Source organism: Bordetella sp. FB-8 (assembly GCF_000382185.1).
Taxonomy (GTDB): Bacteria; Pseudomonadota; Gammaproteobacteria; order Burkholderiales; family Burkholderiaceae_B; genus Bordetella.
In genome coordinates this window covers 3351647-3374546 of the sequence record NZ_KB907784.1, presented here as the reverse complement: position 1 = coordinate 3374546, position 22900 = coordinate 3351647, and the positions used below count along the sequence as shown (strand labels likewise).

Here is a 22900-nt window from a genome sequence, read left to right as displayed (position 1 = left end):
TGGGCGCCGCGCCAAAAATCAAGTGTGATGCCGCGGCTATGCGGGCGGCATGATGAAGCGCTGCTGCTCGGCTCCATAAGCGCGAACGGTGAGACGCCATTCCTATACGTGCTGGAAGTCGAGTCATGGCGCCATGGCGCTTTATCGCAGCCTGGGCTGAATCGGGCGGCGCGCAAGGGGCTCTTGAAGGCGCTCGAATGAAAAAAGCCGGCGCGGATCGATCCGCGCCGGCTTTCAAGGCCGGAAAGTTGCGTTCAGCTTCTGAGGACGGCCGCGATGGCCTTGGCCACCGTGCCGATGTTGCCGCTGTTGAGCGCGGCTACGCAGATTCGGCCGCTGGACACGGCATAGATGCCGTGCTGTTCGCGCAGGGTGTCGACCTGTGCTGCGGTCAAGCCCGTGTACGAGAACATGCCGCGCTGCTTGACGATGAAGCCAAAATCCTGCGAGGCGCCCGCAGCCTGGACCTTCTCGGCCAATTGCTGGCGCATCAGGCGGATGCGGCTGCGCATGCCGGCCAGTTCCTCTTCCCACATGGCAAAGAGTTCGGGCGTATTGAGCACACTGGAGACGATGGTGCCGCCGTGTGTGGGTGGATTGGAATAATTGGTTCGTATGACGCGCTTGAGCTGGCTCAGCACGCGGCCGGCCTCGTCCTTGTCGCCAGCCACCAGAGTCAGCGCACCCACGCGTTCACCGTACAGCGAGAACGACTTGGAGAACGAGGAACTAATCAGCATGGTGATGTCTTGCGCGGCGAAGATGCGCACGGCTTCGGCATCTTCGTACAGGCCGGCGCCGAAACCCTGGTAGGCAATGTCCAGGAAAGGTACCAGGTCGCGCGCCTTGACCACCTCGGCCACCTGCTTCCATTGGGCGGTGTCCAGGTCCACGCCGGTGGGGTTGTGACAACAGGCGTGCAGCACGACAACGGTCTTGGCCGGGGCAGCCTGCAGCGCGGCCAGCATGCCGGCGAAGTTCAGGCCCCGGGTGGCGGCATCGTAGTAGGCATAGGTTTCGACGGGAAAGCCGGCGCGCTCGAACAGGGCGCGGTGGTTTTCCCAACTAGGATCGCTAATCAGTACCTTGGAGCCGGGCAGGATCTGCTTGAGGAAATCGGCGCCAATCTTGAGTGCGCCGGTGCCACCCAGGGCCTGGGCGGTGAGCACCCGGCCGGCAGCGATCAGCGGCGAGTCGGCGCCCAACAATAGGGTCTGCGCCCCCTTGTTGTAGCCGGCAATGCCTTCGATGGGCAGGTAGCCGCGAGCGGCGGCGGCCTCGATGCGGGCCACTTCGGCCTTGCGTACCGCGGCCAGCAGGGGAATGCGGCCCTCATCGTCGTAGTACACGCCCACGCCCAGATTCACCTTATCGGTACGGGTGTCAGCGTTGAATTGCTCGTTCAGGCCGAGGATGGGGTCGCGGGGGGCTTGTTCGACGGATGCGAAGAGGGTGCTCATGGGCGTGTTTAGCGTCAGTGGTCGAGCCGGGTGGACTCGCCACCAAGGCCTGTGGATAATGAGGGGTTTCCCTCAATTAAAGTCTAGCATGCCCGTCGACTCTGTCGTCCCGGAATCCGAATCCTTCGGCGGGCCTTCTCCCGAGGGCCGCTATGTCGATTATCCCGACAGTCCGTTTCATCTCTACCAGCCGTATCCACCGGCAGGCGATCAGCCCGCGGCCATCGAAGGCCTGGTGCAGGGGCTGCATGACGGCCTGATGTTCCAGACGCTCCTGGGCGTGACCGGCTCGGGCAAGACCTACACCATGGCCAATGTGATCGCCCGTCTGGGCCGTCCGGCCCTGGTGCTGGCGCCCAATAAGACGCTGGCCGCTCAGCTCTACGCCGAGATGCGCGAGTTCTTTCCCAGGAACGCGGTGGAGTATTTCGTTTCGTACTATGACTACTACCAGCCCGAGGCCTACGTGCCCACGCGCGACCTGTTCATCGAGAAGGACTCCTCGATCAACGAGCATATCGAGCAGATGCGCCTGTCGGCCACCAAGAGCCTGCTCGAGCGGCGCGATACAGTGATCGTGGGCACGGTGTCGTGCATCTATGGTATCGGCAACCCTGGCGACTATCATGCCATGGTGCTCATCTTGCGCACCGGCGACCGCATTTCGCGCCGCGAAATTCTGGCGCGCCTGGTGGCCATGCAATACACCCGCAACGATGCCGATTTCTCGCGCGGCGTTTTCCGCGTGCGCGGCGAAACCATCGACATTTTCCCGGCGGAAAGCCCTGAACTGGCCCTGCGCCTGACGCTGTTCGACGACGAAGTGGAAGCGCTGGAGCTGTTCGATCCGCTTACCGGCCGCGTGCGCCAGAAGCTGCCGCGCTACACCGTCTACCCGGGCTCGCACTACGTGACCCCGCGCGAGACCGTGATGCGCGCCATCGAGACCATCAAGGAAGAACTGCGCGAACGTTCCTCGGCATTGGTCAGCGACGGCAAGCTGGTCGAGGCGCAGCGCCTGGACCAGCGCACCCGTTTCGATATCGAGATGCTGCAGGAGCTGGGTTTTTGCAAAGGCATCGAAAATTATTCGCGCCATCTGTCCGGCGCCGCGCCTGGCGATCCGCCGCCCACGCTCATCGATTATCTGCCTGCCGATGCCTTGATGTTCATTGACGAAAGCCACGTGACCATCGGCCAATTAAGCGCCATGTATCGCGGCGACCGCTCGCGCAAGGAAACCCTGGTGCAGTATGGTTTTCGCCTGCCTTCGGCGATGGATAACCGGCCGCTCAAGCTGGAAGAGTTCGAGGCGCGCATGCGCCAGTGCATGTTTGTCTCGGCCACACCCGCCGCCTATGAGCAGCAGCACGCCGACAACGTGGTCGAGCAAGTGGTGCGTCCCACGGGTCTGGTCGATCCGATCGTGGAAGTGCTGCCGGCGCGCGCGCAGGTCGACGACTTGCTGGGGCAGATCAAGGTGCGCACGGCGCGGGGCGAACGCGTACTGGTTACCACGCTGACTAAGCGCATGGCCGAGGACCTGACCGACTTTCTTTCCGAGCACGGCGCCAAGGTGCGCTATCTGCATTCGGACATCGACACGGTGGAACGGGTCGAGATCATCCGCGACCTGCGCCTGGGCGTCTTCGATGTTCTGGTGGGTATCAACCTGCTGCGCGAGGGCCTGGATATTCCCGAGGTGTCGCTGGTCGCCATCCTGGATGCCGACAAAGAAGGCTTTTTGCGTTCCGAGCGTAGCTTGATCCAGACCATAGGCAGAGCGGCGCGCAATCTCAACGGCCATGCCATTCTGTACGCTGACCGTATCACCGACTCGATGCGGCGCGCCATGCAGGAGACCGAGAGGCGTCGCGCTAAACAGATCCTGCACAACCAGGAGCACGGCATTATCGCGCGCGGTGTCAACAAGGCGGTGCGCGAACTGATAGATGGCGTGGTGGCGCCGGCCTCGCACGACACCCTGGAAGCGGCCGTGCCTGCCGAACTGCTGTCGGATGAGAAGGCGCTGGCCCGCGAAATCCGCCGTTTGGAAAAGCTGATGATGGACCATGCGCGCAATCTGGAATTCGAACAGGCGGCAGCCACCCGGGATGCGCTGACGGCGCTAAAAAAACGCGTGCTGTTCGACGGCGCGGTATAGCAGAGCGCATTCACGCAAAGCGGACGCCGTTTCCGCAAAGCATCAAGTCTGGGAAAAGGCCTGCAACCGTGATGGAAATTAATCTAGATTTGAGATGAATATTCAAATATAGCGAGTTGATATAAATGGTATTTTATATTTCAGAAAAAGAAGCATCGCTTTCTTGTGCTACTGCAAAAAAAGCTTGCCTTATTTCGGGTTTTCCCTCACACTTTTACCTATCATGACAAAAGTTCTTTTCGTCTGCATGGGCAACATCTGCCGCTCTCCGAGCGCAGAGGGTGTGTTCCGTCATATGGTGAATGACGCCGGTTTGAGCGATGTCGTGGACATCGATTCGGCCGGCACGCATTCGTATCACATCGGTGAGGCGCCTGACGCGCGTGCTCTGGCCGCCGCCCGTAAACGCGGCTACGACATCACGCACTGCGAGGCCCGTCAGGTCACGGCGGACGACTTTCGTACGTTCGATCTCATCCTGGCAATGGATTGGGACAACCTCTCAGCCCTTCAGCAGCAGTGCCCCAAGGCCTATCAGCACAAGCTGATGCTGCTGATGCGGTTTGCCAACGAGTTCGAGGAGGCTACCGTGCCCGACCCATACTACGGCGGCCCTGAGGGCTTCGGTAGGGTTCTGGATTATCTCGAAGACGCCTGCCAGGGTGTGCTCGAGTTGGTGCGTAAGCGCGCGACCCAATATCAGGCCGCCTGAGCGCGGATTCATCCCATCAAAACCGCGCCTCGGCGCGGTTTTTTGTTGGCTGCACGTCCTGATTAAAATTGAGAATTGTTCTCAATTTCTATGATTCAGACGGCAAAATCGCTTAACCCTAAGGCATGTGGGGATTGGTCTAGTAATTTACTCGGGAATTTGATAAACTTGATGCAATTACTCAGGTATTGAGGAAACCCATCATGCGTCTTACCACCAAAGGGCGTTTCGCCGTGACGGCCATGATCGATCTCGCGATGCGGCAACATAGCGGTCCGGTCACCCTGGCAGCGATCAGTCAGCGCCAGAATATTTCCTTGTCTTATCTCGAACAGCTTTTTGGCAAGCTGCGCCGCCATGAACTGGTCGACAGCGTGCGTGGTCCCGGGGGCGGGTATTCCCTTGCCCGGCTGGCGCGCAACATCACCGTGGCCGACATCATCTTCGCCGTCGACGAACCGCTGGACGCCACCAGTTGTGGCGGCAAGCACGACTGCAGCAGCGGCCTGGATGGCATGAATGGCATGAATGGTCTCAACGGCAAGTGCATGACCCACGAACTGTGGACCACGCTCAACCAGAAGATGGTGGACTACCTCGACTCCGTTTCCCTGCAGGACCTGGTCGATCAGCAGCGCGTGCGCCAGTTGCAGCGCGCGGCCCAGGCTCAGGGGGCGGCGATGCCCGTGCTTCGTCCCGCCAGCGCGGCAAGCAGCGAGTCGTCGGCACTCGAGACCAATGCTGCCCTATAAGCCACAGGAGTCACTTGCATCATGAGCAATCTTCCGATCTATCTGGACAACTCGGCCACCACACCGGTCGACCCCCGCGTGGTCGACAAGATGGTCCCCTGGCTGTACGAGCATTTCGGCAACCCCGCTTCGCGCAGCCATGCCTTCGGCTGGGAGGCCGAAGAGGCCGTGGAAAACGCCCGCGCCGAAGTCGCCAAGCTGGTCAATGCCGATCCGCGCGAAATTGTCTGGACCTCCGGCGCCACCGAGTCCGACAATCTGGCCATCAAGGGCGCCGCCAATTTCTACGCCGAGCGCGGCAAGCACATCATCACGCTCAAGACCGAGCACAAGGCCGTGCTCGATACCTGCCGCGAGCTCGAGCGTCAGGGCTTCGAAGTCACCTACCTCGATGTGCAGGAAGATGGCTTGATCAGCCTGGATGCTTTCAGGGCGGCGTTGCGCCCGGACACCATTCTGGTGTCGGTCATGATGGTCAACAATGAAATCGGCGTGGTGCAGGACATCGAGACCCTAGGCGAGATCTGTCGCGAGAGGGGCATCATTTTCCACGTTGATGCGGCCCAGGCTACCGGCAAGGTCGTGATCGACCTGCAAAAGCTCAAGGTTGATCTGATGGCATTCTCGGCCCACAAGACCTACGGTCCCAAAGGCATCGGCGCGCTGTATGTGCGCCGCAAGCCCCGCGTACGCATCGAGGCGCAGATGCATGGCGGCGGCCACGAACGGGGCTTTCGCTCGGGCACGCTGGCCACGCACCAGATCGTCGGCATGGGCGAGGCCTTCCGCCTGGCCCGCGAGGAAATGGGCACCGAAAACGAGCGCGTGCGCATGCTGCGCGACCGTCTGCACAAGGGCCTGACGCAAATCGACGAAACCTATGTCAACGGCAGCATGGAACACCGCGTGCCGCACAATCTGAACGTCAGTTTCAACTACGTCGAAGGCGAGTCCCTGATCATGGCGATCAAGGAACTGGCCGTTTCCAGCGGTTCGGCCTGTACTTCGGCCAGCCTTGAGCCGTCCTATGTGCTGCGCGCCCTGGGCCGCAACGACGAGCTGGCGCACAGTTCCATCCGCTTCACCATCGGCCGCTTCACCACCGAGCAGGAAATCGACTTCGCCGTCGATCTGCTCAAGAGCCGAGTGGGCAAGCTGCGCGATATGTCGCCGCTCTGGGAAATGGCCAAGGACGGTATAGATTTGAACAGCGTCCAATGGGCTGCACATTGACGCTGCGCGTCAACGCGCAGCCCTATGGGGGGACGGCCCCCCCAACCCCCGTCTCGAGGGCGGGGGACTAAAAAATCAGCAGGAGAGTCATCATGGCTTACAGCGAAAAAGTTCTGGATCACTACGAAAATCCCCGCAATGTGGGTTCCTTCGACAAGGGTGACGAATCGATCGGTACCGGCATGGTCGGTGCGCCGGCCTGCGGCGACGTCATGAAGTTGCAGATCAAGGTGGGTGCCGACGGCCTCATCGAAGACGCGCGTTTCAAGACCTATGGCTGCGGTTCGGCCATCGCGTCCAGCTCGCTGGTCACCGAATGGGTCAAGGGCAAGACGCTGGATCAGGCCATGGCCATCCGCAATACCCAGATCGCCCAGGAACTGGCTCTGCCGCCGGTGAAGATCCACTGTTCCATCTTGGCGGAGGATGCCATCAAGGCAGCCGTCAACGACTATCGCGCCAAGCATGGCGAAGCCGTCGAGGTCGACGCCGTCGCGGCACAATGACATGTCCATCACCCTGACTCAACAGGCGGCCAACCACGTGAGCCGCTATTTGACCAAGCGTGGCAAAGGCGTGGGCCTGCGCCTGGGTGTGCGCACCACTGGCTGCTCCGGCATGGCCTACAAGCTGGAGTACGTCGACGAACCCGCTGCGGGCGACCAGGTGTTCGAGAACTTCGGCGTCAAAGTATTCGTGGACGCCAAAAGCCTGCCGTATATCGATGGCACCGAACTGGACTACGCGCGCGAAGGCTTGAACGAAGGCTTCAAGTTCAGCAATCCCAACGAGAAAGCGACCTGCGGCTGCGGCGAGTCGTTCACGGTGTAGGGCGGCTGTGGCGGTAGACGATTACTTCAGCCTGTTCGGGCTGCCGGCGCGATTCGGGCTGGACCAAGAGGCCCTGGAGCGCGCATGGCGCGAGGTGGCAGCGCAGGTCCATCCCGACCGCTACGCCACGGCCAGTGCGGTCGAGCGCCGTGTGGCCATGCAATGGGCAGCGCGGGCCAACGAGGCTTACCGGCAGTTGCGCGATCCGCTTTTGCGCGCGCGCTACCTGTGCGAGCAGGCCGGCGTGGATCTGCAGACTGAAAGCAATACGGCCATGGCGCCAGCCTTTCTGATGCAGCAGATGCAATGGCGCGAGATGCTGGATGATGCGCGCCGCGATGCTCAGATAGCGGCTTTGCTGCGGACCGAGCTCGATGCGGCGCAGGACGTCATGCGCAAGCACGTATGCGAGTTGCTCGACGGCAGGCGCGATTATGTGGCCGCCGCCGCGTGCGTGCGCGAATGGCTGTTCATTGACAAGATCGAACAGGAGCTGGCCGCGCTGCGGCCGGTATAGCGCAAGCCCCAATGGCGGCTTGTGTCGGGAATATAGAAAAGACATGGCTTTATTGCAGATATCCGAACCCGGTGAATCGCCCGCGCCGCACCAGCGCCGGCTGGCGGTGGGCATAGACCTGGGCACGACCAATTCTCTGGTCGCCGCGGTGCGCAGCAGCGTAGCCGAAGTGCTTCCCGATTCCCACGGACGGGGATTGCTGCCCTCGATCGTGCAATACCTGCCTGATGGACGCACGCCTACCGGCTACGAAGCCCAGGCCCAGCAGACCACCGATTCGCGCAATACCATCGTATCGGTAAAGCGTTTCATGGGTCGCACGCTGACCGAGGCGCAGGCCAGTGGCGCGCCTTACGAATTCATCGACGCGCCCGGCATGGTGCGGTTGCGCACGGTGCAGGGCGACCTGAGTCCGGTGCAGGTCTCGGCGCAGATATTGGCCGTGTTGCGCCAGCGCGCAGAGGATGTGCTGGGCGATGACCTGGTGGGCGCGGTGATCACCGTGCCGGCCTATTTCGACGACGCGCAGCGTCAGGCCACCCGCGATGCGGCCCGCCTGGCGGGTCTGAACGTGCTGCGCCTGTTGAACGAACCGACCGCAGCGGCAATCGCCTACGGCCTGGACAACGCGTCCGAGGGCGTCTATGCGGTATACGACCTGGGTGGGGGCACCTTCGACATTTCCATTCTGCGCTTGTCGCGCGGCGTGTTCGAAGTGATCGCCACGGGCGGTGATACTGCGCTGGGCGGCGATGATTTCGACGCCGTGATCGTCGAGCGCTTGTTGGCGCAATTGCCGGACGGGCACGATCTCACGCCGGGAGACCGGCGGGCGTTGAGGGTGACCGCTCGCGCGGTGCGCGAGGCGCTGAGCGACAAGGAAACCGCGCACTATGCGCTGGTGCTGGCCGATGGCCGCGAGATTGCGCGCGAGATTGCCCGCTCCGAGTTCGAGGCCTGGGCGCAGCCGCTGGTCGATCGCACGCTGGACAGTGCGCGCAATGCGCTGCGCGATGCCAAGTTGGCGCCATCGCAGGTGCAAGGCGTGGTCATGGTAGGCGGTTCGACCCGTATGCCGCTGGTCCGCCGCGCCGTGGGCGCATTGTTCGGCACCGAGCCGCTGGTGGACCTGAACCCCGACGAGGTTGTGGCGCTGGGCGCCGCGCTGCAGGCCAATCTGCTGGCCGGCAACCGCACGCCGGGAGAAGACTGGCTGCTACTGGATGTGATTCCTCTGTCGCTGGGCCTGGAAACCATGGGTGGCTTGGTCGAGCGCGTGATTCCGCGCAACAGCACCATCCCGGTGGCCCGGGCCCAGGAATTCACCACCTTCAAGGACGGCCAGACTGCGATGAGCGTGCTCGTGGTGCAGGGCGAGCGCGAACTGGTGTCCGACTGCCGGTCTCTGGCGCGCTTCGAGCTGCGCGGCATACCGCCCATGGTCGCTGGCGCGGCGCGCATCCGAGTGACTTTCCAGGTGGATGCCGACGGCCTCTTGAGCGTGACCGCGCGCGAGCAGAGTACGGGTGTCGAGGCCGCCGTGACCGTCAAGCCCTCCTATGGTTTGTCCGACGACGAAATCGCCCGCATGTTGTCCGACAGTGTGCGCGAGGCCGACAGCGACGCCAAGGCTCGCATGCTGCGCGAGCAGCAGGTCGAGGCCAAGCAACTGGCCGAATCGGTGCGCGCAGCCCTGGTTGGCGATAGCGACTTGCTGTCGGACCGGGAGCGCGTCGGCGTTGACGCGGCATTGCGAGGCGCCGACGCGGTGGTGGGAAGCGACGATGTGGATGCGGTACGGGCCGCGGTGCAGGCCTTGTCTGCGGCCACCGAAGACTTCGCCGCGCGGCGCATGGATCGCAGCATCCGCAAGGCGCTTGCCGGCCGCAGGCTCGACGAACTCGCCTGATCAGGCGCTACGAACACAATCCATTCAAATACATCGCAGCCATGCCCAGCCTGACCGTATTGCCTCACCCCGAACTCTGTCCTGAAGGCGCGCTGATTGTGGACGTACCGCAGGGCGTGTCGATCTGTCGCGTGCTGCTGGACAACCATATCGAGATCGAGCATGCCTGCGAGCTGTCCTGCGCCTGCACCACCTGTCACGTGATCGTGCGCCAGGGCTATGCATCGCTGGACGAGGCCAGCGACGCGGAAGAGGATATGCTGGACAAGGCCTGGGGCCTGTCTTCGTCCTCGCGCCTGTCTTGCCAGGCCCGAATCGGTACACAGGATCTCACCGTCGAGATTCCCAAGTACACGATCAATCATGCCAAGGAGGATCATTGATGAAATGGACCGATGTCTATGCGATCGCTGAAGCCTTGGCCGACGCCCACCCCGACGTCGATCCCGAAGCGGTGCGATTTACCGAGCTACGCGGTTGGGTATTGGTCTTGCCTGGCTTTGACGACGATCCGGCGCATTGCGGGGAAAAAGTGCTCGAAGCTATCCAGATGGCCTGGATCGACGAGATGCAGTGAGTGCATTGAAATGAGAAAGCCGGGATAATCCGATTTCGTCTTCATCGAGCAGAGTCCCCGGCCATGTTTGCTCCGCTTCGCTTCGGCCTGACGGCCAACCGCCTGCACCACGCGACCCCCGACGCGGCCTTGTTCACCTGGCTGCGTAGTTGCTCGGCCACGATACGCGAGCTGGGCATCGAGCTGCACACCGTGGGCCGGGCCTACGATTCCATCCTGCGCGAAGGCATGCTGCAAGGCTATGGTGGACTGGTGCGCTACCCCTATGGCCGCGACGGCGGCCTGATGAAGGTGGTGGCCCGGGTGACGCCGCCACGCGACGGGCAGGAGTCGCTGGATGGCGCCATCTATTTCATCGATCCGGTCGATCCTTCCTCGATTTTTCCCGAGTTGCTGGCGCTCAAGCGCCAGTGCATTGCGCACGGGCTGCCTTTCATTTCGACGCTGGCTGGTGCCATCGAGTGGATGGAGATCGAACGCATGAGGGCGGGGCTGACGCCGGACCCGCAGGTCGATTCCCTGTTCGATTTCGGCGAGCAGACGCTGGCCCTAATTGCCCACGATGCGCTCAAGCGGGAGATGATCGCTTTCGCAGACCGGCATTTCGATCTGCTTTCGCGTTTTGCGCAGCGCGTGGCCACCGGGACCACGGGCGGACTGCTCAATGAGCTTGCCTGGTCCAAGGGCTGGCCCCAGGAGGTACCCTGGGTGCAGCGCTATCTGAGCGGACCGCTGGGCGGCGATGCGCAGATTGCCGAATTGGTGCTGGAGCGCCGCTGCAGGCGGGTGATCTTCTTCGAAGATCCCCATGTCGCGCGCCAGCATGAGGCGGATATCCAGCTACTCGAGCGCGCCGTGCGCGTCAAGACCGACTATGCCATGTGCGCAACGTCGCCGGAGGTGGCGCAGCGCTGGGCCCAGGCGGTGGGCAGGCGCGGCATTTCGGCGTAGGGCCGAAAACCGACCTTGCGCGCGCCGACCGCGCCGGGTCAGTCTTCTCGCCGCAAATGCGGGAAAAGAATGACGTCGCGGATGCTGGGGCTGTCGGTGATCAGCATGATCAGGCGATCGATGCCCACGCCACAGCCACCGGTGGGCGGCATACCGTATTCCAGCGCACGGATATAGTCCGCGTCGTAGTACATCGCTTCCTCGTCGCCGGCGTCCTTGGCTTCGACCTGGGCGCGAAAGCGAGCGGCCTGCTCCTCGGGATCGTTCAGCTCTGAGAAGCCATTGGCGATCTCTCGGCCGGTGATGAAGAGCTCGAAACGTTCCGTGATGTTGGGACGTGTGTCGGAGGCGCGGGCCAGCGGCGAGACCTCCAACGGGTAGTCGACAATGTAGGTAGGTTCCCACAGCTGCGATTCCGCGGTTTCCTCGAACAGCGCCAGTTGCAGGGCACCCAGGCCGGCGCGCGAAAGCACCGGGCCGTTCACGTCGGCGCCCAGCCTCTTCAGTTCAGCCCGCACGAAGTCGGCATCATCCACTTGTTGCGGCGTGTACTGGTAGCCTTTTTCCGGAGCGTGCTTGAGAATGGCCTCGCAGATGGTCAGGCGATGAAAGGGCTTGGACAGATCCAGTTCGCGACCCTGGTACTGCAGCACGGCGCTTGCGGTGGCGGCGATGGCCGCATGGCGGATGAGCGACTCGGTGAAGTTCATTTGCCAGCGATAGTCCGCATAAGCCGCGTAGAACTCCATCATGGTGAATTCGGGATTGTGCCTCGGACTCACGCCTTCGTTGCGGAAATTGCGGTTGATCTCGAACACGCGATCAAAGCCGCCCACGATCAGGCGCTTCAAATAGAGTTCGGGCGCAATGCGCAGGAACATCTGCATGTCCAGCGCATTGTGGTGTGTGACGAAGGGCTTGGCTGCCGCGCCGCCGGGAATGGGGTGCAGCATGGGCGTTTCGACTTCCAGAAAGCCCGCATCCAGCATGAACTGGCGGATGGCGCCCACGGCCTTGCTGCGCGCCACGAAAGTGCGGCGCGTCTCTTGCGTCATGATGAGGTCGACGTAGCGCTGGCGGTAGCGCAGCTCCTGGTCGGCCACGCCGTGGAATTTATCGGGCAGGGGGCGCAGCGACTTGGCCAGCAGGCGCACCGTGCGGGCATGCACCGACAGTTCGCCCTTGTTGGTCTTGAAGACCGAACCTTCGATCGCGATCAGGTCGCCCATGTCCCACTGTTTGAACGCGGCATAGGCTTCATCACCCAGCGTACCTTTTTCCAGATAGATCTGAATACGGCCGCTTCCATCCTGCAAGGTGGCGAAGCTGGCCTTGCCCATGACGCGCTTGAGCATCATGCGGCCGGCCACTTTCACCTTGATATCGGCGGCCTGCAGGTTCTGTTGTTCCTGGCCGTCGTATTTTTCGTGCAGATCGGCGGCGTGGGCATCGGGCACGAAATCGTTAGGGAAGGCGACACCCGCCTCGCGCAGCTTGGCCAGTTTGGCACGGCGCTCGGCAATCAGGCGGTTTTCGTCTTGCAGAGCGTCTTGCGGGGCGGTCGTTTGTTCGGTCATGGCGGGCTTTTACTTGTAATTACGGATGTCGTCGATTTCAGTGGCGCCGAAATCGTCCCGGCCCAGGTATGCGATCAGACGCCCGGCCACATCGGCGGGCTGGGCCAGTGCGCCGCTGGCCTTGAAGTCTTGAAACTTGGACAGGGCCGGAAAATGGCCGGGATCGCTCGCGCGGATGGTGCCTTGCATGTCGGTGTCGACGATGCCGGGCGCCATAGACACGGCGCGCACGCCGCCCGCACCTTGCTCTTGGTTGAGCACGCGGGTGTACATGTCCAGCGCTGCCTTGGTGGCGCAGTAGGTGCCCCAGCCGGCGGTGGGGTTGCGGCCCGCACCCGAGGAAATGTTCATCACGCGGCGCACGGCATCGAAACCGGCCACGGCTTGCACGAAATGCGCAGTCAGCAGCATGACGGCGGTGACGTTCAGGTTGAAGGCCTGGGCGATCGCGGGCCCGTCGGTCAGGGCGGCCGCGGCTGCCACGGGGTGGACAGTGCCGGCATTGTTGACCAGCAGGTAGCGCTTGGCGCCAGGCGCGAGCAGGGCGGCCACGTGCCTGGCCGCGGTGTCGGCGCCGGCCAGGTCGGACAGGTCAACCTTGATCTGCTCCAGTTCGGCGCCTGCGGCCTTGGCCGCGGCAGCCAGCTCGGCATCGTCGCGCCGGGCCAGGGTGATCAGCTTGACGCCGGGATCCAGAAGGCCGCGCGCCAGTGCCGCGCCGATGCCGCGCGAGGCGCCGGTAATGACTGCAATCGTGTCGCTCATGTTCATTCCCTGGTGATGGTCAGATGCCTTGCTTGAGGCTTTCCTGGATGAAGGGATCCAGGTCGCCGTCGAGCACTTTCTGCGTGTTGGAAATTTCGACGTTGGTGCGCAGATCTTTGATACGGCTCTGGTCGAGCACGTAGGAGCGGATCTGGTGGCCCCAGCCCACGTCGGTCTTGGAGTCTTCCAGCTTCTGCTGCTCGGCCATGCGTTTGCGCATTTCCAACTCATACAGGCGCGACTTGAGCATCTGCATGGCTTCGGCGCGGTTGCGGTGCTGCGAGCGGTCGTTCTGGCACTGGACAACGATGCCGCTGGGCATGTGCGTGATGCGCACGGCCGAGTCGGTCTTGTTGATGTGCTGGCCGCCCGCGCCGCTGGCGCGGTAGGTGTCGATGCGCAGGTCAGCCGGGTTGATCTCGATCTCGAAGGAGTCGTCGATCTCGGGGTAGACGAAGACGCTGGCGAACGAAGTATGGCGTCCGCCCGAAGAGTCGAACGGACTCTTGCGCACCAGCCGGTGCACGCCGGTTTCGGTGCGCAGGTAGCCGAAGGCGTATTCGCCCCCGATCTTGATGGTGGCCGACTTGATGCCGGCGATTTCGCCTTCGGACTCCTCCATGAGCTCGGCTTTGAAGCCCTTGCGCTCGGCGTACTTGAGATACTGGCGCAGCAGCATGGAGGCCCAGTCCTGCGCCTCGGTGCCCCCCGCGCCGGCTTGGATGTCCACGAAGCAGTTCAGCGGATCGGCCGGATTGGAGAACATCCGTCGAAATTCCAGGCCTTCGAGAAGGATTTGAAAGCCGTTGGCATCCTCGTCGACGGCCAGCATCGTGTCGTCGTCGGCATCGGAGGCGGCCAGCTCGAAAAGTTCGCGCGCATCCGTAATGCCCGTGCTCAATCTGCTCAGCGTGTCGACAATGTCTTCGAGGGATTTCTTTTCACGGCCCAGTTCCTGGGCGTGCTTGGGGTCGTCCCATACCTTGGGATCTTCCAGTTCGGCGTTGACTACCTGCAGGCGCTCGGCTTTGGCGTCGTAGTCAAAGATACCCCCGTAGCGCCAGCTCGCGCTGCGCATAGTCGGCCAGCCGGCCGGCGATTTGGTTCTGGCGTTCTGCTTCCATGGGGTTTTCCTGGTCTTTTTTGCGATGCTAAACCTGCTATTTTAGCGCGTTAGCTAAAAGGCTACCGAAGTTCCGGGCTTCGGCTCGCGAGCCTTCCGGGCGCGCGGGGCATTTTCATAATTATGGAGACAGAAATGAATCAACCCTTACAGGGTGCTTCGAGCGGCGAAGAAGACCGCATCTATGCCAAGGTAGGCTGGCGCATTATTCCCTTCCTGGTGTTGTGCTATGTGGTTTCTTATCTGGACCGCGTGAACGTGGGCTTCGCCAAGCTGCAGATGCTCAAGGACCTGAATCTGAGCGATGCGGTTTTCGGCCTGGGCGCGGGCATTTTCTTCATCGGCTATTTCATCTTCGAGGTACCCAGCAACTTGATCCTGCACCGGGTGGGTGCCAGGGTCTGGATCGCCCGCATCATGATCACCTGGGGCATTGTCTCGGCGGCCATGATGTTCACCAACTCGGAGGCGACTTTCTATGTGCTGCGCTTCCTGCTGGGCGCGGCAGAGGCCGGCTTTTTCCCCGGTATCGTGCTCTATCTGACCTACTGGTACCCCAACGCCCGCCGCGGCCGCATGACGACCATGTTCATGTTGGCCATACCTTTGTCTGGCCTGATCGGCGGCCCGGTCTCGGGCTGGATCATGTCTTCGTTCAGCAGCCATGGCCTGGCCGGATGGCAATGGCTCTATTTGCTGGAAGGCATTCCCGCGATCTTCGTCGGCATAATCGTGCTGTTTTACCTGGACGATCGCATCGAGAATGCCCGCTGGCTGACCGACAGCGAGAAGGCGATCCTGATCCGCAACGTCAAGGCTGAAGCGCAGACCAAGGAAGAACCGTCCATCCTGGCGGTCATGAGCATGCCGCGAGTATGGATCATGGCCTTCACTTACTTCGGTTTTGTCATGGGGTTGTATGGCGTCGGGTTCTGGCTGCCTAGCATTATCAAGAGCGCCGGCGTCTCCAGCACGTTCGAGATAGGCATGCTGAGCGCGATACCGAACCTTTTTGCGATTATCGGCATGATCCTGGTCGCGCGCAGCTCGGATCGCATGCGCGAACGCCGCTGGCACCTAGCCATCCCGGCCGTAATCGCCGCGCTGGGACTGATCTGGTCGACGTCGGCCGGCGGAATCGTGACCTCGATGGTTGCCTTGACCATTGCCAACGTCGGCATCATCACGGTGCTGCCGCTGTTCTGGAGTCAGCCCACGGCCATATTGAGCGGTGCGGCTGCAGCGGCCGGCATCGCGCTGATCAACTCGGTGGGCAACCTGGCGGGCTTCTTCAGCCCCTCCTTGGTGGGGTGGCTGCAAAGCACCACGGGCTCGACCACTTCGGGCATGTACCTTCTGGCGGCAAGCCTGGTGGTCGGCGCGCTGTTGGCCCTGTCGCAACCGGCCAGGCTTGTGAATAAGTAATCTGTGTCAGTCACAGAAAAAGCGGCGCATCCTTTTCTCGGATGCGCCGCTTTTTTTACACTGCCTTGGCCCGATTCTAAGGGGCCGGTCCGGCAGGTAGGCGTTTTCAAGCTTCGAACAGCTGCGCCCCGATATACGACCCGGGTTTCACGCCAGGCGGGCAGGCGAATAGGGCGCTGCCCACGTGGGTGGTGAACTGGTTCATCATGTCGAATTTGGACAGCCTGTCGTTGATTGGAATGAAGCCGGTGCGCGGATCGCTCTGGTGCGCGATGAATATCAAGCCGGCGTCGTATTCCGTGTCCTGCCGCCAGGGCGGCCAGCGCTCGATGTAGAAGTCGGTGCCTTCATTGTAGGAATAGGCGCGGCGCAGGATCTGCGCGCCGTTGTTCAGCGCCTGGTTCGACAACCTGACGTGGCAATTGTCCGGAATGATCGAATTGCCGTCCTTGTCCACGGCGTCCAGATCGATCGGGTCCATCTCATGTTTACCGCCGAGCGGCGCGCCACTGTATTTGTGGCGGCCGATGACCGATTCCTGGAATCCGCGCTCCATTTGGTCCCAGTGCTCCAGCGTGATGCGAATGCGGCGCACGACGGTATAGGTGCCCCCGCGCATCCATACCGGGCTTTCCTCGGTGGCCCAGACGAATTTTTTCATCTGGGCCGCATCCTGCGCCCGGGGATTACCGGTGCCGTCCTTGAAACCCATGAGATTGCGCGGCGTCTCGCCTTGGGGGGCGCAGAGAAAGCCCGCCTGCCCCCAGCGCATCTGTGCACAGCCATAGGCGGCGCGGACCAACTGGCGCACGGCATGAAAGGCCACCTGGGCATCGTTGGCGCAGCCCTGGATGAACAGGTCGCCGCCTGTTTTGGCGGGCAGTAGCTGGTCGCCGTTGAAATGCGGCAGGTCCACGAGCTGGGGCGGCCGGTGCCTGGCCAGGCCATAGCGGTCCTTGCCGTTGTTTCCGGTGAATATCCCAGGCCCGAAACCTAAGGTCAGCGTGAGGTTGGACGCACCCAGACCGAGGGCTTCGCCCGAGTCCGCGGCAGGTTTGTCTCCGGGCTCTTTCAGGGCCGCGGCGGGTTCGCCGCGTGTCAGGCGGGCCGCCATGTCGGTCCAGGTCTTGAGCAGGGCGATGATGTCTTCGCGCTTTTCTGTCCTCAGGTCCAGCGCCGCGACGTAGGCGTGGCTTTGCTGCGGCGTGATGATGCCACCTTGATGTTCGCCATAAAAAGGCTCCACGCTCTGGCTCATGCGAGCGGCCGCGGTCGTTTCTCGCGCTTGGACGGCGCGCGCGCCCAGAGCGCCTGCCGAGACAGCCGCCGCGCCGCCCGCTTTCAGAAAGCTGCGGCGGGTAGGGCGCGGGGGCGTTTCGTCGTGTCCTGAACTCATTTGGCCAGCACCAGGGTATTCACGTCGTCCTGGACGTAGTAGAAGCCGTCGCCTGCGGGCGTCATGGCGATGCCGAACAAGTCGCCGCTGCCCGGAGGGGTCTGGGCTTTATCGACATCGATCCAGCGCGCGGAGAGTTGTTTGCCGGTCGCCGGGTCGATCTCGACCACCTGGCCGTTGAGCGCGTTGGTGACCAGCAGGTGCCCGTTTGGCGGCATGGCCATGGCCAAGGGCCGATGCAGCAAACCCTCCTTGGTCAGCGTGCGGCCCATGCCTGCGCTATTGGTACGGGTGAGCGGGTCCTCAATGACGGTGACGCTGTCGCTGATCGCGTCCGAGACATAGAGTTTCTTGCGGTCGGGCGAGAGCGCCAGGCCGGTTGGGCCAATCAGAAACACACCTTTGTCGGCCTGCGCGCCGAAGCCGCTGCCGATGACGGTCTGGCGCTTGACGACGGGCGGCTGGCCAGCGGGAATGTCCAGGTCCATGCGCAGCACAGTGGCCTGTTTGACCACGGGTGGTCGGCCTTGGGCGGAGCCCACGCCAAAGCCCGCGTTGCTCAAGAAGAGCGTCGCGCGCGTACCGTTGTCGACCACGGCCATATTACCCCAGGGGTCATTGATGTCCGGGTTGCTGATGACCGAGTTCACCTTGCCGCTGGCGTCGAGCACAACCAGGCAGCCCGCGCCCTTGGTGTCCGGGGTGCCGTCGTTACTGGGCGTGCTGCCGACGATCACCCAGCCTGACTTGAGCATCACCATGGCGGTGGACAGGCCGATGCCGCCTGGGCAACCCTTGAGTTCGCGGGGGATGGCGGCAAAGAGTGTCATCTTCTTTGTGCCGGGGTGGTAGTCGACGATGGTGCTGCCCGTGCCTTGCAGGTTGGCCGAGTTGTTGAAATTGTCCACCAGCACGTCGTCCTTGCTGATGGTGCCCGCCGAGACCGGCGCCACGACGATCGCGTAGGGATTCTGATCGCCGTTGTCGGGAACCGTGTTGATCAGCGTGGTGTTGCGGCGCAAGGTTTCAAGAAAGCTTTGCGGCGCGGCGTGGGCCGTGCCCGCTGCGGTGGCCAGGCTCAGGAGCAGGGCGGCTGCAGCCTGCCTGCAACCCTGTGCCCGATGCGGGGTTGAGAAAGAAAAAAGGGGTTTCATGAAGGGAGACTCGGTTCAGAACGTGATGTTGGTGCGCACGCCGACGACGAATGTGTTGCGCAGGGATAGCAGCGGATTGTTCGGGTTCTGGCCCGCGCCAGGATGGATCGTGTACTGGAAGTCGGGCTGTATCTGCCACCATGGCGTGACCTGGTACTGATAGGTCAGTTCCACGGCGGTTTCGCTACTGCGTACGGCATTGCCGCCGTCCTGGTCGTAGCCCGCGGCATGGCTGCCGACGCGGATGTAGCTCAGGCCGATGCCCAGACTGTCGTTATCGCGGCCGGGAAAGGGTTTTTTCAACACCAGGCCTGTGTTGGCGGACCAACTGACCAGATTGCGATCGCCCGGCGAACCCATGACGCGGGCAAAGACGTTCAGGGCACGGGAATCTTCGGAGTCCGGCTGCCATATCGTCTGGTCGGCCACAGCGTAGATGCTGTAGTTGCCGCGATGCTGCCGCGCGACGCCGGTCGAGTTGGGGGCGGCCAGCGACAGGCCGGTGTTGTCGTAGCGCTGGTCGGCGAAAGCGCCGGTGTTGTACCAGACGCCAATCTTGTACAGGCCGGGCAGGCCGCCGCTGCCGGGGGCCGCCCTGTCGCCATCGCCGGCGCTGCCGCCGTTGACCGAGTACTGCAGTTCACCGATGAATAGGGCGCCGTTCTGCACGTTGAAGTTCGTGCCGTGCATATTGCTCGGATCGTTGCCCAGCGGGTTGCCGTCGAACACCCCCACCAGTGCGGTAAGCGAGGGTGTGATCTGGGCGCGCAAACGTACGCCCAGGGCCGAAAGCGGGTAAGCCGGCCCCCCGTTGGGCATGTCGTAGGACGGCACGCCGGGCCAACCCATCATGGTGTTGACGAAGAGCCCGGCGTTCTGGCTCGTCATGAACTCCTGGTCCAGACTCTGCTGGCCGATCTTCACATCGAAGTGGTTGCCCGGAAGTTTCTGGTCGTACCAGAGTTCCCACAGGCGTGTCCAATTCCGGGGCTGTTCGATGCCGCTTGCGGTATTGAGCGAGCCGAGATTGGTTTGGCTCAGGTCGCTACCGTGCAGGTTCATGAAGCTGGCGTTGAACGCACCGCCTTGCCAGCCGAAGGCTTTCTGCGTGTCCAGGCCCAGCGTCATGGTGGTCAGGCCGTCGTACGCGCCGCCGGTCTTGATGCCGCCGCTGGTGTTGTGGAGGTATTCGCTGGTTTCCGTCAGCCCCAGCGACAGGCCGTGATTGCCCATCCATGTGCGCAGCCCCCCCATGTCGCCGAGCAGGGTGGAGCGGGTCCATATGTCCGTCCATTGATTTTTAGGCTGGGTCTGGGCGTTCAGGTCGGGATCCTGCGCTGCGGTTGCGGCCCAGACTGGGGCGGCGGCGGCCAGCGTGATGGCCCAGGCGGCTCCGGCGCCCCCAATGATACGTTTACGCAAGATGGAGTCCTCAGATAAAAAGTAAATAAGAATGCGTTTTATTTGTATATAAGCTTAAACGAGATTTCTGACGTGAAGCTAAATAAAAGTCTTACACACGTCAGCATGAACTCCTTAATCCTTGTGTAAGGATTTTGCGGGTAGGCTGTTAACGTTTTAAGAATCAATATCATTTCTAATTTTTATTAGATAGGACTGTTAACTTCTCGGGCAGCCGCCTCTGCGCACGGCGGATGGGCGCTTGGCTTTTTACTTATTCATCTGGAGATTTTATTCATGACCCAGCATTTCATGGTAGGCCGCTGGATGGCGCGCACGCTGCGCGCCGCCACGTTCGGCGCATTGGTGGCGGGCGCGACGTTTGCCTCGCCCGGTGCGGCCTGGGCGGCTTCGGCACCCCTGACGCTTTACAGCGCCCAGCACGGCCAATTGGTGAAACTACTGGTGGCCGATTTCCAGAAGATGACGGACGCCAAAGTGCAAGTGCATAGCGGCGAAGGCCCGGAAGTTGCCGCGCAATTGCTTGCCGAAGGCGTGCATTCGCCTGCTGATGTCTACTTCACCGAGAACTCGCCCGAACTGACGCTGCTCGAAGAGAAGGGGCTGCTCGCCAGGCTCGATGCGTCTACCCTGAAGCAGGTGCCCGCCCGCTATAGCTCGCCCCAGGGCGAATGGGTCGGCGTTGTCGCGCGTGAAAATGTGCTGGCCTACAACCCCTCGATGATGCAGGCGTCGCAACTGCCGGCTTCGCTGATGGATCTGGCCAAGCCCGAGTGGAAAGACAGGGTGGCCATCGCGCCGGCCGACGGCGATTTCCTGCCCCTGGTCAGCGCGCTCGTCGCGATCAAGGGGCACGATCAGACGCTGAACTGGCTCAAGGGCCTCAAGGCCAATGCCAAGATCTATGACGACGATGAAGGCGTTGTCGCGGCGGTGAACAGCGGCGCGGTGGCTACCGGCGTCGTCAACAACTACTACTGGGCCCGCCTGCACGCAGAAATGGGAGACAAGGGCACGCACAGCGCCATCTATCACTTTGGCAACGGCGATGTCGGTGCGCTGGTCAACGTTTCGGGCGCAGCGGTGCTCAAGACGGCCCACGATCGGGCCCTGGCGCAGAAGTTCGTCGCCTATCTGGTCAGCAAGCGCGCCCAGGAGCTGATGGCCAAGAGCAAGATCGATTTCGAATACCCGCTGCATGCCGGTGTCGCGCCTGATCCGCTGCTCAAACCTTTCAAGCAGCTGCAGCCTCCCGCGCTGACCATGCAGCAGCTGGGCGACGATAGCCAGGCCGGCGATTTGCTGCGCGAAGCAGGGCTGCTGTAATGAGCATGGCATCGGGCGGGGGATTCGAGTCGGGTGTCCCTACCGGTTGCGCCACGCGGGCGCGCAGACGCGCGCCGCGCGGCCTGCTTGCCGCGGCCAGCGCGAGCGCGGCGCTCGTGCTGGTTCCCTTGCTCGTCATTGTGGCCCAGGCCCTGCAGGCAGGCCTGGGCCGGGCAGTCACGCTGCTGTGGCGGCCGCTGGTGGGTGAGTTGCTGTTGAACACCTTGCTGATCGTCGGTGCGACGACCTGTCTTTGTGCGGTGCTGGGCACCATGGCGGCATGGTTCGTGGAGCGCACCGATCTGCCTGGCCGTCGCATATGGTCGGTATTGCTGGCCGGCCCGCTGGCCGTGCCGGCGTTCATCACCAGCTATGCGTGGATATCCTTGAGTCCGCAGTTTCAGGGATTTGTCGGCGCCTTGCTGGTGGTGACCAGTTCCTATTATCCGCTGGTCCTGCTCCCGGTCGCCGCATCGCTGCGCGGCCTGGATCCTGCGCTGGAAGAAACGGCGCGGTCTCTGGGCTGTGGCCCCTGGCGCTGCTTCTTGCGCGTCGTGCTGCCGCAATTGCGCCCATCCTTGCTGGGTGGAATGCTAATGGTCGCGCTGGGCGTGCTGGCCGAGTTCGGCGCTTTCTCGCTACTGCGTTTTCGCACGTTCACCACCCAGATCTACGCACAATACCGCACCGGTTTTAATGGCGCGGGCGCGGCGCTGCTGGCCTGCGCACTGCTGGTGCTGTGTCTGGGCTGCCTGGCTGCCGAATGGAAGATACTGGGCACGGCGCGCTACGATCGTGTCGACCGCGGCGTGAAACGCTTTGCCTCGCTTTACGAACTCGGGCGCGCGCGCTGGCCGGCTGTGGCGCTGTGTTTCGCCATCGCGCTGCTGGCATTGGGCATGCCTCTGGGCATGACGGCCTATTGGCTGACGCAGCACGATTCCGCCGCCGTGTCCATGACCGGTTCCGGCTTGCTCGATCTGCTAGATACGGCCTGGGCTTCGGTGCGTCTGGGCGTGGCCGGCGCGGCGCTAACCACCGTTCTGGCGCTGCCCGTGGGTTTTCTGCTGGTGCGCTACCCGGGCCGCTACGCGCTCTTTCTAGAACGGACGGTTTACCTTTCACAGGGCTTGCCCGGCATCGTGCTGGCGCTGGCTATCGTGACGCTGGCAGTGCGCGTGCTGCTGCCGCTTTACCAGAGCACACTGCTGCTGGTCGTCGCCTATGCCATCATGTTCCTGCCGCTGGCACTGGTGAGCGTGCGGGCCGCGCTGGTCCAGGTTCAATCGAAGCTGGAGGACGCCGCCCGTTCGCTCGGTCTGCGCTGGTACGAGGTCATCTGGCGCGTCCTGCTGCCGTTGACAGGCCCCGGCTTCGCGGCGGCGGCAGCGCTGGTGTTCATCTGCGTCGTCACGGAATTGACCGCGACCTTGCTGCTGGCGCCCATAGGTACCGAAACGCTGGCCACTCAGATATGGAATGACACGACCACGCTGGCATTCGCCGCAGCTGCCCCGTACGCGGCGCTGCTGGTGGTGATTTCTCTGGGCGGTTCATGGATACTGACGTCCCTGTTCGGCCGTTCCGCCGCATCGAAAACCTGAAT

Annotated in this window: 21 protein-coding genes; 14 read left to right on the top strand and 7 right to left on the bottom strand. The window is 62.6% G+C overall.

Going from position 1 to position 22900, the window contains the following annotated elements:
* Positions 1-254: 254 nt before the first annotated feature.
* A complete protein-coding gene (locus H143_RS0116120; protein ID WP_019939299.1) occupies positions 255-1460 on the bottom strand; it encodes an amino acid aminotransferase in 1206 nt (401 codons plus the stop codon).
* Between the two features lie 88 nt (positions 1461-1548).
* On the opposite strand from H143_RS0116120, the gene uvrB reads away from it, so the two are divergent.
* From uvrB to H143_RS0116065, 11 genes are all read left to right on the top strand, one after another.
* Positions 1549-3624, top strand: a complete 2076-nt coding sequence (gene uvrB, locus H143_RS0116115; protein ID WP_019939298.1) for an excinuclease ABC subunit UvrB — start codon at positions 1549-1551, stop codon at positions 3622-3624.
* A 220-nt stretch (positions 3625-3844) separates the two neighbouring features.
* The gene (locus tag H143_RS0116110) at positions 3845-4336 is read left to right on the top strand and encodes a low molecular weight protein-tyrosine-phosphatase (protein ID WP_026350150.1); all 492 of its coding nucleotides are present in this window, start codon (positions 3845-3847) and stop codon (positions 4334-4336) included.
* 203 nt (positions 4337-4539) lie between these two features.
* Positions 4540-5088 (top strand): Fe-S cluster assembly transcription factor, encoded by a 549-nt coding sequence (locus tag H143_RS0116105; RefSeq protein ID WP_019939296.1) that lies wholly within the window; start codon positions 4540-4542, stop codon positions 5086-5088.
* Positions 5089-5109: 21 nt separating this feature from the next.
* Positions 5110-6321 (top strand): IscS subfamily cysteine desulfurase, encoded by a 1212-nt coding sequence (locus H143_RS0116100; RefSeq protein ID WP_019939295.1) that lies wholly within the window; start codon positions 5110-5112, stop codon positions 6319-6321.
* Positions 6322-6413: 92 nt separating this feature from the next.
* A complete protein-coding gene (gene iscU / locus H143_RS0116095; RefSeq protein ID WP_019939294.1) occupies positions 6414-6827 on the top strand; it encodes a Fe-S cluster assembly scaffold IscU in 414 nt (137 codons plus the stop codon).
* Position 6828: 1 nt separating this feature from the next.
* Positions 6829-7152, top strand: coding sequence for an iron-sulfur cluster assembly protein IscA (iscA, locus tag H143_RS0116090; RefSeq protein WP_019939293.1), 324 nt, complete (start codon positions 6829-6831; stop codon positions 7150-7152).
* A 7-nt stretch (positions 7153-7159) separates the two neighbouring features.
* Entirely contained in the window at positions 7160-7669 is a 510-nt protein-coding gene (gene hscB, locus H143_RS0116085; protein ID WP_019939292.1) for a Fe-S protein assembly co-chaperone HscB, read from the top strand.
* A gap of 43 nt (positions 7670-7712) precedes the next feature.
* A complete protein-coding gene (hscA, locus tag H143_RS0116080) occupies positions 7713-9578 on the top strand; it encodes a Fe-S protein assembly chaperone HscA (RefSeq protein ID WP_019939291.1) in 1866 nt (621 codons plus the stop codon).
* A 41-nt stretch (positions 9579-9619) separates the two neighbouring features.
* A complete protein-coding gene (gene fdx / locus H143_RS0116075) occupies positions 9620-9961 on the top strand; it encodes an ISC system 2Fe-2S type ferredoxin (RefSeq protein WP_019939290.1) in 342 nt (113 codons plus the stop codon).
* Positions 9961-10155 carry a Fe-S cluster assembly protein IscX gene (gene iscX / locus H143_RS0116070; RefSeq protein ID WP_019939289.1) on the top strand — a complete coding sequence of 65 codons (195 nt, stop codon included), beginning with the start codon at positions 9961-9963 and terminating at the stop codon, positions 10153-10155. Before fdx ends, iscX begins: the two co-directional genes overlap by 1 nt.
* A gap of 63 nt (positions 10156-10218) precedes the next feature.
* On the top strand, positions 10219-11106 hold the full coding sequence (locus H143_RS0116065) for a methylglyoxal synthase (RefSeq protein WP_019939288.1): 888 nt from the start codon (positions 10219-10221) through the stop codon (positions 11104-11106).
* Positions 11107-11144: 38 nt separating this feature from the next.
* On the opposite strand, the gene lysS is transcribed toward H143_RS0116065, so the two are convergent.
* From lysS to prfB, 3 genes are all read right to left on the bottom strand, one after another.
* Entirely contained in the window at positions 11145-12683 is a 1539-nt protein-coding gene (gene lysS / locus H143_RS0116060; protein ID WP_019939287.1) for a lysine--tRNA ligase, read from the bottom strand.
* Positions 12684-12692: 9 nt separating this feature from the next.
* Positions 12693-13448 (bottom strand): SDR family oxidoreductase, encoded by a 756-nt coding sequence (locus H143_RS0116055; protein ID WP_026350149.1) that lies wholly within the window; start codon positions 13446-13448, stop codon positions 12693-12695.
* Positions 13449-13467: 19 nt separating this feature from the next.
* A protein-coding gene (gene prfB / locus H143_RS0116050; RefSeq protein ID WP_155803415.1) for a peptide chain release factor 2 occupies positions 13468-14572 on the bottom strand; the annotation gives its coding sequence in 2 pieces (ribosomal slippage) (positions 13468-14490 and positions 14492-14572; 1104 coding nt in all).
* A 134-nt stretch (positions 14573-14706) separates the two neighbouring features.
* Here prfB and H143_RS0116045 point away from each other — a divergent pair.
* Positions 14707-15996: an MFS transporter gene (locus tag H143_RS0116045; RefSeq protein ID WP_019939284.1), complete on the top strand. Its 1290-nt coding sequence runs from the start codon at positions 14707-14709 to the stop codon at positions 15994-15996.
* A 106-nt stretch (positions 15997-16102) separates the two neighbouring features.
* On the opposite strand, the gene efeB is transcribed toward H143_RS0116045, so the two are convergent.
* Genes efeB through H143_RS0116030 form a run of 3 tightly spaced genes read right to left on the bottom strand, consistent with a single transcriptional unit; the run spans position 16103 to position 19968 of the window.
* A complete protein-coding gene (gene efeB, locus H143_RS0116040; RefSeq protein WP_019939283.1) occupies positions 16103-17392 on the bottom strand; it encodes an iron uptake transporter deferrochelatase/peroxidase subunit in 1290 nt (429 codons plus the stop codon).
* On the bottom strand, positions 17389-18546 hold the full coding sequence (locus tag H143_RS0116035; RefSeq protein WP_019939282.1) for a YncE family protein: 1158 nt from the start codon (positions 18544-18546) through the stop codon (positions 17389-17391). The genes efeB and H143_RS0116035 overlap by 4 nt, the downstream gene beginning before the upstream one ends.
* Positions 18547-18561: 15 nt before the next feature.
* Entirely contained in the window at positions 18562-19968 is a 1407-nt protein-coding gene (locus H143_RS0116030) for a carbohydrate porin (RefSeq protein WP_019939281.1), read from the bottom strand.
* 276 nt (positions 19969-20244) lie between these two features.
* Here H143_RS0116030 and H143_RS0116025 point away from each other — a divergent pair, with 276 nt between their 5' ends.
* On the top strand, positions 20245-21294 hold the full coding sequence (locus H143_RS0116025; protein WP_019939280.1) for an iron ABC transporter substrate-binding protein: 1050 nt from the start codon (positions 20245-20247) through the stop codon (positions 21292-21294).
* Complete coding sequence (locus H143_RS0116020; protein WP_019939279.1) at positions 21294-22898, top strand: ABC transporter permease subunit; 1605 nt, start codon at positions 21294-21296, stop codon at positions 22896-22898. Before H143_RS0116025 ends, H143_RS0116020 begins: the two co-directional genes overlap by 1 nt.
* Positions 22899-22900: the final 2 nt, after the last annotated feature.

Bases quoted from the DNA above. Each gene is read 5' to 3' on its own strand.
- H143_RS0116035 (WP_019939282.1), bottom strand. From the start codon at position 18,546: ATGAAACCCCTTTTTTCTTTCTCAACCCCGCATCGGGCACAGGGTTGC.
- iscU (WP_019939294.1), top strand. From the start codon at position 6,414: ATGGCTTACAGCGAAAAAGTTCTGGATCACTACGAAAATCCCCGCAAT.
- H143_RS0116020 (WP_019939279.1), top strand. From the start codon at position 21,294: ATGAGCATGGCATCGGGCGGGGGATTCGAGTCGGGTGTCCCTACCGGT.
- iscA (WP_019939293.1), top strand. From the start codon at position 6,829: ATGTCCATCACCCTGACTCAACAGGCGGCCAACCACGTGAGCCGCTAT.
- uvrB (WP_019939298.1), top strand. From the start codon at position 1,549: ATGCCCGTCGACTCTGTCGTCCCGGAATCCGAATCCTTCGGCGGGCCT.
- H143_RS0116045 (WP_019939284.1), top strand. From the start codon at position 14,707: ATGAATCAACCCTTACAGGGTGCTTCGAGCGGCGAAGAAGACCGCATC.
- H143_RS0116065 (WP_019939288.1), top strand. From the start codon at position 10,219: ATGTTTGCTCCGCTTCGCTTCGGCCTGACGGCCAACCGCCTGCACCAC.
- lysS (WP_019939287.1), bottom strand. From the start codon at position 12,683: ATGACCGAACAAACGACCGCCCCGCAAGACGCTCTGCAAGACGAAAAC.
- H143_RS0116100 (WP_019939295.1), top strand. From the start codon at position 5,110: ATGAGCAATCTTCCGATCTATCTGGACAACTCGGCCACCACACCGGTC.
- hscA (WP_019939291.1), top strand. From the start codon at position 7,713: ATGGCTTTATTGCAGATATCCGAACCCGGTGAATCGCCCGCGCCGCAC.
- H143_RS0116055 (WP_026350149.1), bottom strand. From the start codon at position 13,448: ATGAGCGACACGATTGCAGTCATTACCGGCGCCTCGCGCGGCATCGGC.
- fdx (WP_019939290.1), top strand. From the start codon at position 9,620: ATGCCCAGCCTGACCGTATTGCCTCACCCCGAACTCTGTCCTGAAGGC.
- H143_RS0116105 (WP_019939296.1), top strand. From the start codon at position 4,540: ATGCGTCTTACCACCAAAGGGCGTTTCGCCGTGACGGCCATGATCGAT.
- efeB (WP_019939283.1), bottom strand. From the start codon at position 17,392: ATGAGTTCAGGACACGACGAAACGCCCCCGCGCCCTACCCGCCGCAGC.
- H143_RS0116120 (WP_019939299.1), bottom strand. From the start codon at position 1,460: ATGAGCACCCTCTTCGCATCCGTCGAACAAGCCCCCCGCGACCCCATC.
- iscX (WP_019939289.1), top strand. From the start codon at position 9,961: ATGAAATGGACCGATGTCTATGCGATCGCTGAAGCCTTGGCCGACGCC.
- H143_RS0116025 (WP_019939280.1), top strand. From the start codon at position 20,245: ATGACCCAGCATTTCATGGTAGGCCGCTGGATGGCGCGCACGCTGCGC.